Annotated in this window: 14 protein-coding genes and 1 pseudogene; 8 read left to right on the forward strand and 7 right to left on the reverse strand. The window is 72.2% G+C overall.

Annotation, left to right across the window (positions count from 1 at the left end; genetic code table 11):
- Nucleotides 1-49: 49 nt before the first annotated feature.
- Nucleotides 50-1,003 carry a LysR family transcriptional regulator gene (locus ACI79D_RS13255; protein ID WP_456918886.1) on the forward strand — a complete coding sequence of 318 codons (954 nt, stop codon included), beginning with the start codon at nucleotides 50-52 and terminating at the stop codon, nucleotides 1,001-1,003.
- Here the strand turns inward: ACI79D_RS13255 and ACI79D_RS13260 are convergent.
- The 4 genes from ACI79D_RS13260 to ACI79D_RS13275 all read right to left on the reverse strand — a co-directional run bounded on the left by ACI79D_RS13260 (nucleotide 993) and on the right by ACI79D_RS13275 (nucleotide 4,643).
- Nucleotides 993-2,168 carry a zinc-dependent alcohol dehydrogenase gene (locus ACI79D_RS13260; RefSeq protein WP_456918887.1) on the reverse strand — a complete coding sequence of 392 codons (1,176 nt, stop codon included), beginning with the start codon at nucleotides 2,166-2,168 and terminating at the stop codon, nucleotides 993-995. The two genes, ACI79D_RS13255 and ACI79D_RS13260, sit on opposite strands and share 11 nt — an antisense overlap.
- Nucleotides 2,165-2,704, reverse strand: coding sequence for an SRPBCC family protein (locus ACI79D_RS13265; protein WP_456918888.1), 540 nt, complete (start codon nucleotides 2,702-2,704; stop codon nucleotides 2,165-2,167). Before ACI79D_RS13265 ends, ACI79D_RS13260 begins: the two co-directional genes overlap by 4 nt.
- Before the next feature lie 291 nt (nucleotides 2,705-2,995).
- Nucleotides 2,996-4,024 carry a hypothetical protein gene (locus ACI79D_RS13270; RefSeq protein WP_456918889.1) on the reverse strand — a complete coding sequence of 343 codons (1,029 nt, stop codon included), beginning with the start codon at nucleotides 4,022-4,024 and terminating at the stop codon, nucleotides 2,996-2,998.
- A 445-nt stretch (nucleotides 4,025-4,469) separates the two neighbouring features.
- On the reverse strand, nucleotides 4,470-4,643 hold the full coding sequence (locus tag ACI79D_RS13275; RefSeq protein WP_456918890.1) for a hypothetical protein: 174 nt from the start codon (nucleotides 4,641-4,643) through the stop codon (nucleotides 4,470-4,472).
- 302 nt (nucleotides 4,644-4,945) lie between these two features.
- Here ACI79D_RS13275 and ACI79D_RS13280 point away from each other — a divergent pair, with 302 nt between their 5' ends.
- Nucleotides 4,946-7,486, forward strand: a complete 2,541-nt coding sequence (locus ACI79D_RS13280; RefSeq protein ID WP_456918891.1) for an ATP-dependent Clp protease ATP-binding subunit — start codon at nucleotides 4,946-4,948, stop codon at nucleotides 7,484-7,486.
- 192 nt (nucleotides 7,487-7,678) lie between these two features.
- Here the strand turns inward: ACI79D_RS13280 and ACI79D_RS13285 are convergent, their stop codons facing one another.
- Nucleotides 7,679-8,434, reverse strand: a complete 756-nt coding sequence (locus ACI79D_RS13285) for a type 1 glutamine amidotransferase domain-containing protein (RefSeq protein ID WP_456918892.1) — start codon at nucleotides 8,432-8,434, stop codon at nucleotides 7,679-7,681.
- A 518-nt stretch (nucleotides 8,435-8,952) separates the two neighbouring features.
- Between ACI79D_RS13285 and ACI79D_RS13290 the strand changes: the two genes are divergently transcribed.
- The 3 genes from ACI79D_RS13290 to ACI79D_RS13300 all read left to right on the forward strand — a co-directional run bounded on the left by ACI79D_RS13290 (nucleotide 8,953) and on the right by ACI79D_RS13300 (nucleotide 11,784).
- Nucleotides 8,953-9,720 carry a glycerophosphodiester phosphodiesterase gene (locus ACI79D_RS13290; protein WP_456918893.1) on the forward strand — a complete coding sequence of 256 codons (768 nt, stop codon included), beginning with the start codon at nucleotides 8,953-8,955 and terminating at the stop codon, nucleotides 9,718-9,720.
- A 296-nt stretch (nucleotides 9,721-10,016) separates the two neighbouring features.
- A complete protein-coding gene (locus ACI79D_RS13295) occupies nucleotides 10,017-11,165 on the forward strand; it encodes a zinc-dependent alcohol dehydrogenase (RefSeq protein WP_456918894.1) in 1,149 nt (382 codons plus the stop codon).
- A 16-nt stretch (nucleotides 11,166-11,181) separates the two neighbouring features.
- Nucleotides 11,182-11,784 (forward strand): hypothetical protein, encoded by a 603-nt coding sequence (locus ACI79D_RS13300; protein WP_456918895.1) that lies wholly within the window; start codon nucleotides 11,182-11,184, stop codon nucleotides 11,782-11,784.
- A 274-nt stretch (nucleotides 11,785-12,058) separates the two neighbouring features.
- Here ACI79D_RS13300 and ACI79D_RS13305 read toward each other — a convergent pair.
- Nucleotides 12,059-12,166 (reverse strand): annotated as a pseudogene (locus ACI79D_RS13305) (hypothetical protein); the annotation flags it as partial.
- 165 nt (nucleotides 12,167-12,331) lie between these two features.
- Entirely contained in the window at nucleotides 12,332-12,568 is a 237-nt protein-coding gene (locus ACI79D_RS13310; protein ID WP_456918896.1) for an ANTAR domain-containing protein, read from the reverse strand.
- Nucleotides 12,569-13,011: 443 nt separating this feature from the next.
- Here ACI79D_RS13310 and ACI79D_RS13315 point away from each other — a divergent pair, with 443 nt between their 5' ends.
- From ACI79D_RS13315 to ACI79D_RS13325, 3 genes are read left to right on the forward strand one after another with little or no spacing between them, the layout of a single operon-like run.
- Nucleotides 13,012-14,166, forward strand: a complete 1,155-nt coding sequence (locus ACI79D_RS13315) for a glutathione-independent formaldehyde dehydrogenase (protein ID WP_456918897.1) — start codon at nucleotides 13,012-13,014, stop codon at nucleotides 14,164-14,166.
- Nucleotide 14,167: 1 nt separating this feature from the next.
- Nucleotides 14,168-14,743: a type 1 glutamine amidotransferase domain-containing protein gene (locus tag ACI79D_RS13320; protein ID WP_456918898.1), complete on the forward strand. Its 576-nt coding sequence runs from the start codon at nucleotides 14,168-14,170 to the stop codon at nucleotides 14,741-14,743.
- Nucleotides 14,740-15,225, forward strand: a complete 486-nt coding sequence (locus ACI79D_RS13325; protein WP_456918899.1) for a hypothetical protein — start codon at nucleotides 14,740-14,742, stop codon at nucleotides 15,223-15,225. Before ACI79D_RS13320 ends, ACI79D_RS13325 begins: the two co-directional genes overlap by 4 nt.
- Nucleotides 15,226-15,228: the final 3 nt, after the last annotated feature.

Below are 15,228 nucleotides of genomic sequence, written 5' to 3' on the forward strand. Positions count from 1 at the left end.
AACGGTGCCCGCGGACGCGGTGCGCAGCTTCCGGAGCTAGCGTTGGCCGGTGGAGTTGCGCCAGCTCCGGTACTTCCTGGCGGTAGCTGAGGAAGGGCGCTTCAGCCGTGCAGCGCACCGGCTGCACATCGCCGCACCCTCGCTGTCCCAGCAGATCCAGGCCCTGGAACGAGAACTGCGCGCTCCTCTCTTCGAGCGCACGCCGCAGCGGGTCGAGCTCACGGTCGCCGGGCAGGCACTGGTCGAGCGGGCCAGGGTGATCCTCGCCGAGGTGGAGCGGGCCCGAGCGGACGTGCGCGCCGCCGGGACGGGCCGCCAGCGGCTGACCCTCCGGGTGGCCAACATGGCCGACCTGGTCCTGGACGGTCCGTTGAGGAGCCTGAGTCAGGGCATCGACGGGGTCGAGGTCTCCGTGAGCTCCAGCCGGGGGGACGACGCTCTGGAGGCCGTCCGCCAGGCCCGCGCCGACGCGGCGGTCGTCTGGAGCCGGGCGCCCATCGACCGGGACCTCGACGGCGTGGTCCTCGGCTCGGTGCGCTTCGGGGTGGTCGTCCCGCTGGGCCACCGGGCAGCTGACTCGGCGAGGGTGCCGGTGGCTGCTCTCGCCCGCGAGGTGCTGGTCATGTTCCCGCGCGAACCGTTCGCCGGCGTCTGGGACCGCACGGTGGACCACTTCTTCCCCGGCGGTGCGGGCCCCGGGCAGGTCGTCGTCGAACCGGACCTGCTGAACAGCCCCGCGGCGGTGCTGCGCGCGGTCGCGGCCGGCGTCGGCGTCGCCGCCGGCATCCTGGGGGTTCCCGACGGCGCGGGGATCGACGGGGTCGAGATCCGGCGCCTCGACCCGGACCTGCGGCTGGAACTGGAGGCCGTCTGGCGGGCGCCCGCCGGACAGTCCGTCCGCAGGGTCATCGACTTCCTGCTGCGATCGGCGCGAGACTCCGGTCCCGCCATCGAGGCTCCCGAGCGCCGCAGTGGCGGTACCGGGACGTCGCTCAGGGCTTGAGGACCACCTTCTCGCAGCGTTCCTGCTTGTGCTTGAAGATGTCGTAACCGTGCGGTGCCTCGGCCAGGGGCAGGCGGTGCGTGATCACCCGCGTGGGGTCGATCTCGCCGCGCTCGATGCGCTCGAGCAACGGGCGCATGTACCGCTGGACGTGGCACTGCCCGGTCTTCAGGGTCAGGGAGCGGTTCATCCACGAGCCGGCCGGGAACTTGTCGATGAACCCCCCGTACACGCCGATGACCGAGACGATGCCTCCGCTGCGGCAGGAGGTGATCGCCTGGCGCAGGACGTGCGTCCGGTCCGTCTCGGACCGGACGGCCTGCTTGACCCGGTCGTAGAGGTGCAGGTGGGCGGCGCCGTGCGTGGCCTCCATGCCGACGGCGTCGATGCACTTGTCCGGGCCGCGGCCGCCGGTCATCTCCAGGAGGGCCGAGCGGACGTCGGTGTCGGAGTAGTCGATCGTCTCGTAGCCCTGGGAGGCGGCCATCTCCAGCCGGTAGGGGACGTCGTCGATGGCGATCACCTTCGCCGCGCCGAGCACCCGGGCGCTGTCCATCGCGAACTGGCCGACCGGCCCGGCTCCCCACACGGCGACGACGTCGCCGTCGGTGATCTCGCACATCTCGGCGCCCATGTAGCCGGTGGGCAGGATGTCGGAGAGGAAGAGCACCTGCTCGTCGGAGAGGTCGGACTGGATCTTGAGCGGGTTCACGTCGGCGAGCACCACCCGGGCGTACTCGGCCTGGCCGCCGGCGAAGCCGCCGGTGAGGTGGGAGTAGCCGTAGATGCCGGCCACCGGGTGGCCGAACATCTTCTCGGCCGCACCGGCGTTGGGGTTGGTGTTCTCGCAGCAGGACCACAGCTGGTTCTGGCAGGCGAAACAGGCGCCGCAGCCGATGGGGAAGGGGACGACGACGCGGTCGCCGACCCGGAGCTTGTCGCGGTCGACCCCGGGGCCGACCTCGACCACCTCGCCCATGAACTCGTGGCCCATGACGTCGCCCTTCTGCATTGTCGGCACGTAGCCGTCGAGCAGGTGCAGGTCGGAGCCACAGATCGCCGTCGAGGTGATCTTCACGATCGCGTCCCGGCTGTTGAGGATCTTCGGGTCGGGGACGTCCTGCACCTCGACGGTGTTCGGGCTGACCCAGCAGTTGGCCTTCACGCCAGGACCTCCTTGAGCTCCTCGTCGGTCAGCGGGCGGGCGGGGTGCTGCGGGAACTCCTCGCGAGCCTGCTTGCCCCGCGGTGCGCCGTCGCTCCGGATCACCTCGCCGGTCTCCACGACCTGCTTGAACCGACGCAGGTCGTCATCGAGCTGCTGGGAGGGCTCCTCGCCGAAGTACTTCGCCGCGGCCTTGCCCAGCGCGCCGCCGGGCAGCTCGTAGCTCAGGCTCACGTGCACCTCGGTGCCCCGCCCGCCCGGTGCGGGCACGAAGCGGACCTCGCCGGCGTTCGGGACGTCGGCGCCGTCGAGCGAGCGCCAGGCGATGCGTTGCCCGGGGACGTCCTCGGTGGTCTCGGCGTCCCACTCGACCGACCGGCCGAACGGCGCGCTCGCCCTCCAGTGGCTGCGCCGGGTGTCCGTGGCGCGCACCTCGTCGAGGTGCGCCATGAACGTCGGCAGCCGGTCGAGCTGCCGCCAGAAGGCGTACACCTCCTCCGGTGGCCTGGTGACGGTCGTTGTCGAGGTCAGCTCCATCGGGGTCCGGCTCTCCCTTCGTCTGGTTCTGGTGACGACTGCGCAGAGGTGCCGTGCGAAGTCCGCTGGTCTGGTCACCTGCGGGAGTACGAGTGCAGCGCTGGCCATGCCGAGCCCGCGGGTCAGCGGGTCGTGTCTCAGGGACGGCCCCGTGGCCGGGGCGAGGGAGTGGCTGTGGGGCTGGGTGTCATCGCACCTCCGAGAAGACGCCCTCGGGGGCATCACATCCCGGGAGCCCGAGCCCGCGCCATCGGCAGAACGACCGATAACCCGGCTGCGCTACGGATCAGCTCAGGAGGGCCCCGTCACCCCCGGCGGGATGCGCGTCCCGCCGCGCAGGGCGCGCACCGTGGCCGCCGTGAGGTTGCTGGTCCGCAGGGCGACCAGGCTTCGTCCCAGGGAGTCGGCCACCGCCTCCGCGGCCACGCCGAGTGACTGCGCGAGGGCCGGGATGGCGGTGACGCCCTCGACCAGGAGGCCCAGGACCCGGAGATCCAGAGGGCTGAGGCCGTGCAGGTCGCCCGGTGGGGACAGGAGCACCGCGGCGGAGAGGTGGTCGAGGTCCGGGCGGGCGAAGTCCAGCGCGGTGACCCGGATCAGCTGCTCGCCGTCGGTGCCCGGAGCAGGAGCGAGGAACGTGGCGTGGGCACCGCTCGTGGTCAACTCCTCCGCGGCGACCGTGACGATGGGTGAGCCCGGCACCAGCAGAGGGTCGTCCGGCAGACCCGGGAGCGGCAGCACGTCGCCGCCGCGGGTCAGCACGACGCCGGCGCCGGCCCTCCCGACGATCCGGGCGGTCTCGGCCATGGCCCAGGTCCGGTCCAGGGCCTCGGCGATCACCGCGGTGACAGCCGCGACGGCGTCCCGGTCAGCCTGATCCGGCCGCGCCGGATCGGCGGAGAGCAGGCCGAGGAAGCCGATGTGCCGCCCGTCCGCGGTGAACAGGCCGGCGGCCACACCCTCACGGAACCCGGCCGGGAGCAGGTGCTCGGCCCACGCGCGGACCTCGGACAGGGGGCTCGGGATCTCGCTGGCCAGCATCGGCGGCCGGCGCCGGTTGAGTCCCAGCTGGTCCACCTCTTCGTCGGCCTCCGGACGGCCGAAGTAGTCGCGGAGGGGCGCGGCCGCGCCCGTGGTGGCCAGCGGGACGTGCCGGTGCTGCTCGGGGTCGCGCACGGCGAGCCAGCCGGCGTCGAACGGGAGGGTCCGCCCGAGCCGGTGCAGGACCTCTGCAGCGCGTTCCTCCACGGTCGCTGCCGACGCGGCGATCCCCGCGAACTCCGGCCGTCGTCCCGGGCGCCTCGTTCCTTCGCCGCTCATCCGGGCCGCCCTCCCTTCGAACGCATCGCCGCGCGGTCAGCACTGCCGTGGAGGTCCAGGGTGACCCGCGCACCGGCGTCCGGCATCGGCAGAGCGACCGATGCAGCCAGCAGGTCCCGGGATCGGCCGACAGCGCTCGATCCATCGCCCCCGTCGATGGCACCCAACGAGAACTCGCGATCAATCCACCGGCGCGTTCCGTCGACACCCGGGTGGGGCTCCGGACAGGGATCACCGTCGAGGATCGGGAGAGATCCCTCGTGCGCGGAGAGCATCTCACCGGTGAGGAGATCCACGCGTGGTCCAGCACGCACATGGCGGCACCGAGCGCGAGGCTCAGGACTGGACCCTCGGAGAGGTCTCGGTCGTGCCGTCGGCGAGGGGAGATCGGGTTCATCGTCGGCTCGTCCCTCGCTGCTGGAGCCGGGACCGGGGCTAGGAACGCCTACCGGACGTACCGACGCCCGGGACGCCGTCGTCCGAACGTCGAGGAGACGAGGTCTGTCGGCAGCCGGCAGCCGCGGGGACAGTCGAACCCGACCGGCTCGCCGTCGAGCCAGCCCACGGCGGCGAACCGCCCGCAGTCCGGGCAGGTCTCCCACGTCACGTGCTCAGTCACCGACGATCCTCCCGACTGCGGCGGTGGAGGCCGGCGGGCCGAGGTGCCCGACAGTCGCCTTCCAGGACCCAGGTTCCGTCCGGTTGTGTGCCAGGTAAATCACGCCGTCCCGCTGGCCGGCATCGACGGCTCCGATGGCACGTGGGAGAGACGGCGGCGGGGGGAGGACCCGGGAAGCCCCGGGCGCCCGGTGCCGACGGTCCGCGTCCCTGGACGGGCTCTCGGCAGGATGACCGATGGAGATGCCGTCCCAGGGCGAGTAGGGCATTAGGGGACCACGCCACTCCCGGGACGGACGAGCGATGACGAGCGGATACTTTCCAGGCCCGTACGGCAGCCCCTTCGACGACTTCTTCGCCCGCTACATGGGCGGCGCGCGCCAGCCCCGCCAGCGCGTCGACATCACCCAGTTCCTCAGCGAGCACGCCCGGGAACTGGTGAACGCGGCCGCGCGCCGGGCCGCCGAGGTGGGCAGCCCGGACCTCGACACCGACCACCTGCTGTGGGCGATGGCCGAGGAGGAGCCCACCCGGCAGCTGATCAGCCGCGCGGGCGCCGACCCGGGGCAGTTGCGCGCCGAGCTCGACGGCCTGCCGCGTCGCGGCGAGCCGCGCGCCGAGACGCCGGCCCTCACCCCCGCGGCCAAGCGAGCCCTCCTCGACGCCCACCAGATCTCCCGGGCGCTGGGCTCCACCTACATCGGTCCCGAACACCTGCTGTTCGCGCTGGCGGTCAACCCGGACTCGCCGGGCGGGCGGCTGCTGCGCCAGCGGGGGGTCACGCCGGAGGCCCTGCAGCAGGCCGTCAGCGGCGCCGGCGGCGGGCAGGGCGGTTCCGGCCGGCCGCCGTCGAGCACCCCGACGCTGGACGAGTACGGCCGCGACCTGACCGCGATGGCGCGCAACGGGGAGATCGATCCGGTGATCGGCCGGGAGTCGGAGATCGAGCAGACCGTCGAGGTGCTCTCCCGGCGACGCAAGAACAACCCCGTGCTCATCGGGGAGGCCGGCGTCGGGAAGACGGCGATCGTCGAGGGCATCGCCGCACAGATCGTCGACGGCGACCTCCCGGAGACGCTGCGCGGACGGCGGCTGGTGGAGCTCGATCTCACCGGGCTGGTGGCCGGCACGCGGTACCGCGGTGACTTCGAGGAGCGGATCAAGAAGATCATCGACGAGATCCGTGAGCACAGCGACGAGGTCATCGTCTTCATCGACGAGCTGCACACCGTCGTCGGCGCGGGCGCGTCCGAGGGCTCCGGCGGCGCGGGCAACATGCTCAAGCCGGCGCTGGCCCGCGGGGAGCTGCACATCATCGGGGCCACCACGCTGGACGAGTACCGCCGCAACATCGAGAAGGACGCCGCGCTGGAGCGCCGCTTCCAGCCGATCCTGGTGCCCGAGCCCAGCGTCGAGGACACCGTGCTGATCCTCTGCGGCCTGCGGGACCGCTACGAGGCCCACCACCAGGTGCGGTTCACCGACGACGCCATCCGGGCCGCGGTCGAGCTCTCCGACCGCTACATCACCGACCGGCACCTGCCGGACAAGGCGATCGACCTGATCGACCAGGCCGGGGCGCGGGTGCGCCGCCGGGTGAAGACCCCACCGACCGACCTGCGCGGGCTCGAGCAGGAGGTCGAGCGGCTGCAGCGGGAGAAGGACCAAGCGGTCGCCGCGGAGCAGTACGAGCGGGCCTCCGAGCTGCGCGACCAGGTCGCCGAGGCCCAGCAGCGGCTCGATCAGGCCCGGGACGGCGGCGGCGAGGGTCCGGGCGTGGGCGCGTCGGGTGTGCCGGAGGTCGGCGTCGAGGACATCGCCGAGGTCGTGTCCCGGGCCACCGGCATCCCGGTCAGCCAGCTCACCCAGGAGGAGATGGAGCGCCTGCTGCGGCTGGAGGAGCACCTGCACGAGCGCGTCGTCGGCCAGGAGGACGCGGTGCGCGTGGTGGCCGAGGCCGTGCGCCGCTCCCGCGTCGGGCTCGGGGACCCGGACCGGCCGATCGGCAGCTTCCTGTTCCTGGGGCCCACCGGCGTGGGCAAGACCGAGCTGGCCCGGGCGCTGGCCGAGGCGCTGTTCGGCGACGAGGACCGGATGATCCGCCTGGACATGAGCGAGTTCCAGGAGCGGCACACGGTCAGCCGGCTGGTCGGCTCACCGCCCGGGTACGTCGGCTACGAGGACGCCGGGCAGCTGACCGAGGCGGTGCGGCGCCGGCCGTACTCGGTGGTGCTCTTCGACGAGATCGAGAAGGCCCACCCCGACGTCTTCAACACCCTGCTCCAGGTCCTGGACGACGGCCGGCTGACCGACTCGCAGGGCCGCACGGTGGACTTCAAGAACACCGTGCTGATCATGACGAGCAACCTGGGGTCGGAGCTCATCCAGGGCCGCAACGCCCCGCTGGGTTTCGGTGCCGGCGACGGTGCGTCGTCGGACGCGGGGCTCCGCGACCGGCTCATGCGGCGGTTGCGCGAGTCGTTCCGGCCGGAGTTCCTCAACCGGATCGACGAGATCGTGGTGTTCCAGCAGCTGGACCACACCCAGCTGGAGCGGATCACCGACCTCCTGCTCGACGAGACCCGCCGGCGGCTGCGGGCCCAGGGCATCGAGGTCGAGTTCACCCCGGAGGCGGTCAGCTGGCTCGCCGAGCGCGGGTTCGAACCGCAGTTCGGCGCCCGCCCGCTGCGCCGGGCCATCCAGCGTGAGCTGGACAACCGGCTCTCCCGGTTGATGCTCGACGGCCGGGTGCGCAGCGGCCAGCGGGTGCGCGTCGTGGTCCGGGACGGCGACCTGGACCTGGAGGTGGACGACGCGCGGGAGGCCGCGACGGCGCAGGCGTGAACGCTCGCCTGCGCTGATCGGGCGACGGCCCGCAGCCGGTGGCTGCGGGACCGTCGTGGTCAGACGAGTCCCTCGTCGTGGGGCTCGATGCCGGCCGAGGGATCCTTCCCCTCGTCGGCGTCCGGCTGGGACGGGGCCGTCGCCCGAAGCCGCATCACACACCGCGCGCAGCAGCCACCACGGTCGCGGACATCACCGGGCACGACCTGCCGCCTGGGCCCTCCAGCTCTGCCCGTCCGGGCCGCGCAGAGCGCGCTGGGCGGCCGCGGCCAAGCCGATGCCCAGCACGGCGGCGGCCGACGGTTTCGGCGACCACCGCAGCGCGCCGACGGCCCAGCCGACGGGCGCCTCGCGTTGCCGATCGGACTCACGGCGCGGTGCTGTCGTCGCCGGCTCCGGCGACGTCCCCGCGAAGGCGTCGAGCATTCCGGGGACGAAGGCGGCCATGTCCTGAGGCCCTCTGCTCGTGGTGAGGTTCCCGTCCCGGACGAGCTCCTGATCGAGCCAGGTGGCCCCCGCGTTCACCAGATCGTCGCGGATCCCGGGCCAGGAGGTGAGGGTCCGCCCGTCCACGAGGCCCGCCGATGCGAGCACCCACGGTCCGTGGCAGAGGGTGGCGATGGGCTTGTCACTCGCGGCGAACGCGCGGACGAACTCCCGTGCCTGGGCGGACTGCCGGAGGAGGTCGGGATTGATGAACCCACCCGGCAGCAGCAACCCGTCGTAGTCGCCGGGATCGGCTTCGCCGACCGTCTTGTCCACGCGGACCCGGCTGGCCGGCATGTGCAGGTTCACCCCGCGGATCCGTCCGCGCCGTAGCGACACGACGTCCACCTCGGCGCCGGCCGCCTTCAGGGCTCGCAGTGGAACGATCAGCTCGACCTTCTCGAAGCCGTCGGCCGCCAGGGCAGCGATCGTGCGGCCCTTGAGCCGGCGTCTGGTGGGCATGTCGTCCCCCTGTCGCTCGATGGCGCGGATATCGCGGAACTCCCCCTGGCAGCGGAAGCCTCGATCGGGGCGCCACGGCCTTGTTCTCACCTGGCCGGGCTGCTCAGCGGTCAGCGGGGTACCCGCACCCGACAGCTGGACACGTTCCCGGGCGAACTGACGCGCGACCCGCCCTCCGTCCTGCTCGTGACGCCCGGAGGCCACCACCGTGAGCGGTGCACGCCCACCACGGCCACGGCCGCCGTCCGGGGGAGTGCCGGCCGCTCGGGGCCGAAGATGGGCAGTTGTGCCGACGGCGCCCGGGCACCGGCTCCGAGCATCCTGGACGAGCGGCTGCCTCACGGGAACCGGCGTTCCCGCAGCACCCCCGCACCGGCATGCCGTGCCAGGCGCGCCGGCGGTCGCGTCCACGCCACGAGGGAGGGGGACCGCGTGCTCCATCTCGCGGCATGGGACCTCTGCACCTGCCGTCGGCACCTCGCAGTGCACCCGTGACGACGGCCGGCCGAGCACGACCCGTGTCCCCGGACGTGTTCGGGGAGGGGCCTGCCGTCATCGGGCACCGCGGGCTCGGCTGCGGCGTCGTCGACGGGCACCAGCAGAACACCCTCAGTTCCTTCGCTGCCGCCGTGCGCAGTGGGGCGAGATGGGTGGAGGCCGACGTCCGGCGTCTGGGCGACGACGTCCTGGTGGTGGCCCACGACGCCGTGTACCCGGACGGCACCCGGCTCGACGACATCACGGGGGCGGAGGCGGACCGTCGCGGCACGCTTCGGCTCAGCACCCTGCTGGACGAGCTCCCGCCCCAGGTGGGGCTCAACCTGGACCTCAAGTCCTCGATGGACGACTGTCTGCGGTCGCCCGGGCAGACCACCGCAGGCCTCCTCGCGCCGGTCGTGGCAGCAGAAGCGCCGCGGCGGCCGCTGATGGTCTCCTCGTTCGACTCGTCGGCCCTGGGGCTCCTGCGTGCGACGGCGCCGCGGGTGCCCCTCGGGCTGCTGACCTGGCACCGGTTTCCCGTGGAGATGGCGGCGGCGGCGTGCGTCCACATGGACGTCGAGGTGCTGGCCCTCCACGTCGGCTCATTGTGGGAGGGGAGGGTCGCCGGCCGGATCGACTCGGGGCTCCTGGCGCGTCTGCTGTCACTGCTCCACCGCTGCGGCCGGCAACTGCTGGTCTGGTGCCCGCAGATCGCGTTGGCCCGGTCTCTGGTGTCCGCAGGTACCGACGCCGTGGTCGTGGACGACCTCCCGGAGGCGCTGGTCGCCCTGAGCCCTTCCACCTAGCCGAGGACCAGCTGCTCAGCCGCTGCAGCGGAGACCGCGCCCGGCCGCGTCCAGCCGCTCGCGCTGCGGCACCACCGCGTACCGGGGGTCCCTGGTGGACTCGACCCCCGCCTCGAAGCGATACGGAGGGACGTCGCCCATCGGTAGATCTACCGATCTTTCGGTGGAGCCCCGCAGGAAACCCGGATGTGCGGTGGCCGCGGTGGGACAGCGGGCGCAGAGTCGGGGAGCCGGTGAGCAGAGCCGGCCGCTGGTGCCTCACGAGCCCCGGGGCCCGAGCCCCAGGAGGGGATCCGATGCGAGCGATGGTCTACCGAGGTCCCTACAAGGTCAGGATGGAGGAGAAGGACCGGCCGACGATCGAACACCCCAACGACGCGATCGTCCGGGTCACGCTCGCCGCGATCTGCGGCTCGGACCTGCACCTCTACCACGGCATGATGCCGGACACCCGGATCGGTCACACGTTCGGCCACGAGATCATCGGTGTGGTCGACGAGGTGGGGTCGTCGGTGCGGAACCTGCAGGTCGGGGACCGGGTGATGGTGCCGTTCAACATCTTCTGCGGCACCTGCTGGTACTGCGCGCGAGGTCTGTACTCCAACTGCCACAACGTGAACGCGAACGCCACCGCCGTCGGCGGCATCTACGGCTACTCGCACTCGACCGGGGGGTACGACGGCGGCCAGGCGGAGTACGTGCGGGTGCCGTTCGCCGACGTCGGCCCGTCCAAGATCCCGGACTGGATGGCCGACGAGGACGCGGTGCTGCTGACCGACATGACGGCGACCGGCTACTTCGGGGCGCAGCTCGGCGACATCGTCGAGGGCGACGTCGTCATCGTCTTCGGCGCCGGGCCGGTCGGACTGGTGGCGGCGAAGTCGGCCTGGCTGATGGGCGCCGGCCGGGTCATCGTCATCGACCACCTGGACTACCGGCTGGAGAAGGCGCGCACCTTCGCCCATGCCGAGACCTACAACTTCACCGAGTACGGCGACATCGTCCTGGAGATGAAGAAGGCCACCGACCACCTCGGCGCGGACGTCGCCATCGACTGCGTGGGCGCCGAGGCGGACGGCAACTTCATCCAGCACGTCACCTCGTCCAAGCTCAAGCTGCAGGGCGGCTCCCCGGTCGCGCTGAACTGGGCGATCGACTCCGTCCGCAAGGGCGCGACCATCTCGGTGATGGGCGCCTACGGCCCGCTCTTCAGCGCCGTCAAGTTCGGCGACGCGATGAACAAGGGGCTGACGATCCACACCAACCAGTGCCCGGTCAAACGGCAGTGGCCCCGGCTGTTCGAGCACGTGCGCAACGGCTACCTCAAGCCCAGCGAGCTGGCCACCCACCGGGTGCCCCTCGAGGACATCGCCGAGGGCTACCACATGTTCTCGGCCAAGCTCGACGGCTGCATCAAGCCCCTCGTCGTCCCGACCGCGGCCTGAGCGACAGGAGACCCCGATGACCTACACACCAGACAAGCCGCCGATCGCCGAGTCGCCCGAGGAACTGCGCAAGCGCATCCCGGGCTGGGGCGTCGACCTCGACCCCAGGGACCGGCCGTCGGTGCCGAAGCTGCAGTTCCAGGAGGACTTCACCGGCGCGCACTGGGAGTTCCCCGAGCGGCAGCCGGAGAGGTATCCGCGGGAGCGCTCGGTCGAGCACAAGATGCTCACCCCGGTCTTCGGGACCGCCCAGCCCCTCTCGGGCGTCTCGGGGGCCATCCGCCGTCACGCCTACCGCTACAGCGAGGGTCGCGCGGCGCACTGGCTGCTGCTCATCCTCGGCGACCGGGTGGATGCGTGGGAGCACCACCTGAAGTCGTTGCTCACGCTGCGCCCGGACAACCCGATCACCGAGACCGGGGTCAAGGCCGAGTTCACCCACCACGGCCTGCGGTCGCGGATCGGGCAGCACCGCACGGACCTCAAGCACCAGGTGCTCGACCCGGTGATCGTCGGTGGTCCGTGGGTCGCCGCGGCGGGGGCGGTCTACGCCGGCGCCCGGAGCGTGGCGAAGTCGCTGGCGCACGTGGGGTCGGACGGGCAGCGGCCGGTGCACTGAGCGGGCCTGCGCCGATCAGGGCTACGGCCCCGCAGCCGGCGGCTGCGGGGCCGTCGTGGTCAGACGAGTCCCTCGTTGTGCGGCTCGATGCTGGCCGAGGGGTCCACCCCCTCGTCGGCGTCCGGCCGGACGGGCCCTTCGCCCGGCTCGGAACCCGAGCCGGCGGCGGTGTTCCGGGAGGACCGCTCCGGATCGGTCACGTCCGTGGTCGTGGGCGCCTGACCGATGCGCTTGGCGGCTTCCCCGGTCCCGGTTTCTTCCAGCTCTGACTCGCTCACCATTCCTCCATCTGCGGCAGCTGGGACAGGACGTCGTCGAACTCCCCGGGCGTCACTGCCTCCCGCACCGTGGTGACGACGGCGGCGGCCCCGGTCCGGCCCTCGTCCGGGTCGCGTGGTCCATGTCCGCTCCCGGAGGTGCCGTCCGGCGCCGGTTGTCGGGATTCCGTCGTTCGACCGCAGCTGGGACGCTAGGACCGTTCATGGCGCGTGGGCATCGGTCGATCGGCCGATGTCGCGCCCCGGGGACTCTCAGGACGGGCGAACCGTCAGAGGCTCCCGGTGTAGATGACCTCCTCGGCGAGGTCCCACACCTTCACGTTCCGGTCCTGGCTGTGCTTGCTGAGGACGGCGAGAGCCTGGTCCTCGGTGACCCCCAACCGGCACCTCAGGATGCCGACGGCGATACCGATCCGCCGGTTGGTCGCCAGTGCGACCTCCAGGTTGGTCGCTCTGGTCTCCGCGGCGAGGACCCGGGCACGCAGATCCGCCAGGACGGCGGACAACGCGCACCACCGCGCCCGGCGCGCACCACCCCGGGCGGTCGCCAGGCGCCGGGCGCCTCCTGGTACGTCCCGGCCCTCGCGGCATCCGAGGCGACTCCTCCGCGACGTCCCTCCGGAAGGCGTCGTCGTGGTACGGCACCACCCTGGGACGACTCCCGTCGCGACTCGATCGGTTCTCTCGATCGGCATGGTCCGTCCTCGCGTGCTCCGCCACGGCCGCCGGGCCCAGGTTTGAACCGTCGTCCGTGAGCCCTGTGCTCGGCACTGTGGCGCATTGCCGGGCGGGTCTCCATCGGCAGGCCGACCCATTACGGCTGCTGGATCGGATGCACCGGGTCGGTATCGGCATGTCTGCCGATACCGGGCGCCACCCTGCGCCGGGTGCAATCGGGGTCCCGGCCTGAGCACGGGCGGCGGGGCACACCTGCGACGAGGGAGACAGCATGAAGGCAGTGGTCTACGAGGGTCCGCGGCAGGTCAGCGTGAAGGACGTAGCGGACGCCCGGATCGAGCGGCCGACCGACGTCCTGGTGCGGATCACCTCGGCGAACATCTGCGGCTCGGACCTGCACATGTACGAGGGCCGGACCGACTTCGAGACCGGTCGCTGGTTCGGGCACGAGAACCTGGGCCAGGTGGTCGAGGTCGGCGACGGGGTCGACAAGGTCCGGGTGGGCGACTGGGTCGTCCTGCCGTTCAACATCGCCTGTGGCCACTGCAAGAACTGCGAGCGCCAGCTCACGAACTACTGCCTGACCGCGCAGCCGGAGCCCAAGATGGCCGGCGCCGCGTACGGATTCGCCGACATGGGCCCCTGGGCCGGTGGGCAGGCCGAGCTGCTGCGCGTGCCCTGGGGCGACTTCAACTGCCTGCGGCTCGGTGAGGACGCCGAGCAGCGCCAGACCGACTACGTGATGCTCGCCGACATCTTCCCGACCGGCTACCACGCGACCGAGATGGCCGGCGTGAAGCCCGGCGACCAGACGGTCATCTTCGGCGCCGGCCCCGTCGGCCTGATGGCCGCCCTCTCGGCGACGATCCGAGGGGCAGGCAAGGTGATGGTCGTCGACCGGCACCCCGACCGGCTGCGGCTGGCCGAGTCCATCGGCGCGATCGCCATCGACGACTCGAAGGTCGACCCGGTCGAGGCGGTGCTCGAGCAGACGATGGGGCTGGGCGCGGACAACGGCTGCGAGTGCGTCGGCTACCAGGCGCACGAGCCCGACGGGCAGGAGCAGGCCAACCTCACGATGAACCGGCTGGTCGCCTCGGTGCGCTTCACCGGGACGATCGGCACGGTCGGCGTCTTCGTGCCGGAGGACCCCGGCGCCAGCGACGAGCTGGCGAAGCAGGGCAAGCTCGCCTTCGACTTCGGCATGTTCTGGTTCAAGGGCCAGCACATCGGCAGCGGCCAGGCGCCGGTCAAGAAGTACAACCGGCAGCTGCGCGACCTCATCGCCGGTGGCAAGGCCGAGCCGTCGTTCATCGTCAGCCACGAGCTGCCCCTGGACCAGGCACCCGAGGCTTACAAGCACTTCGACGCCCGGGACGACGGCTGGACCAAGGTCGTCCTGCACCCGGCGATGGCAGGTGCCTGACATGGCAGGAGAGCTGAACGGACGACGGGTCGCCATCCTGGCGGCCGACGGGGTGGAGCGCGTCGAGCTCGAACAGCCGCGGCGGGCCCTGGACGACGCCGGCGCCCGCACCGACGTGGTCTCGATCAAGAGCGGCGAGATCCAGGCTCGCAACAACGACCTGGAGGACGCCGGCACCTTCGGCGTCGACCGGCTGGTCGGGGCCGCCTCGGTGGACGACTACGACGCCCTGCTCCTGCCCGGAGGAACCGTGAATCCGGACAAGCTGCGGATGGAACCCGCTGCCGTGGCCTTCGTCCGGGACTTCGTGCAGTCGGGCAAGCCGGTGGCCAGCATCTGCCACGGCCCGTGGAACTTCGTCGAGGCCGACGTCGCGCGCGGGCGACGGCTGACGTCGTTCCCGAGCATCCGCACGGACCTGCGCAACGCCGGCGCCGAGGTCGTGGACGAGGAGGTCGTGACCGACGGCAACATCACGACGAGCCGGTCGCCCGACGACCTGCCGGCCTTCTGCGAGCGCATCGTGCAGGAGTTCGCCCGCGCCCCGCAGGCCGCCACCGCGGGAGGGCGGGCATGACCTCGTCCATCGGGAACGTGGCGTCCCTCGCCGCCCGCGCCGGCGGGAGCGTCGTCCGTCAGGTGCGGTCGGCCATCGACCCGTCCGCCGCCCGGCCGGCCGGAGGGGGCCAGCCGGCGTCCGGGTGGCTCGTGGTGACCGTGTTCCGCGAACCGTCCGACGTGGACACCGCCGAGCTGCCCGCACCCCTGGCCGAGCTCGGTGACCGCATCGAGGTCCGCGTCCGCGCGGCCGCGGACGGCAAGGGCACCGAGCTCGGCGCCCGGCTGCGCAACCAGCCCTCCGGCGGCGCGCTCAGCCGGCTGAGCGGCAGCGACCCTCAGGCCGACCTGCGGTCGGCGCTGCGCCGGGCCAAGCAGCTCATCGAGGTCGGTGAGGTGCTCGCGGTGGACCCGGCACCGCACGGCAAGCGGACGGCGACTCCGGGGGGCGTGCTCCTGGAGGCGTGGACCAAGGTTGCGCCGAAGGCAGGTGTGCGGTGAAGG

The organism is Geodermatophilus sp. SYSU D00708, from assembly GCF_054050115.1.

What these genes read in the sequence shown, in the direction of transcription:
- ACI79D_RS13265 (WP_456918888.1), bottom strand. Translation starts at nt 2,704, where the DNA reads ATGGAGCTGACCTCGACAACGACCGTCACCAGGCCACCGGAGGAGGTG.
- ACI79D_RS13270 (WP_456918889.1), bottom strand. Translation starts at nt 4,024, where the DNA reads ATGAGCGGCGAAGGAACGAGGCGCCCGGGACGACGGCCGGAGTTCGCG.
- ACI79D_RS13280 (WP_456918891.1), top strand. Translation starts at nt 4,946, where the DNA reads ATGACGAGCGGATACTTTCCAGGCCCGTACGGCAGCCCCTTCGACGAC.
- ACI79D_RS13285 (WP_456918892.1), bottom strand. Translation starts at nt 8,434, where the DNA reads ATGCCCACCAGACGCCGGCTCAAGGGCCGCACGATCGCTGCCCTGGCG.
- ACI79D_RS13295 (WP_456918894.1), top strand. Translation starts at nt 10,017, where the DNA reads ATGCGAGCGATGGTCTACCGAGGTCCCTACAAGGTCAGGATGGAGGAG.
- ACI79D_RS13300 (WP_456918895.1), top strand. Translation starts at nt 11,182, where the DNA reads ATGACCTACACACCAGACAAGCCGCCGATCGCCGAGTCGCCCGAGGAA.
- ACI79D_RS13315 (WP_456918897.1), top strand. Translation starts at nt 13,012, where the DNA reads ATGAAGGCAGTGGTCTACGAGGGTCCGCGGCAGGTCAGCGTGAAGGAC.
- ACI79D_RS13320 (WP_456918898.1), top strand. Translation starts at nt 14,168, where the DNA reads ATGGCAGGAGAGCTGAACGGACGACGGGTCGCCATCCTGGCGGCCGAC.
- ACI79D_RS13325 (WP_456918899.1), top strand. Translation starts at nt 14,740, where the DNA reads ATGACCTCGTCCATCGGGAACGTGGCGTCCCTCGCCGCCCGCGCCGGC.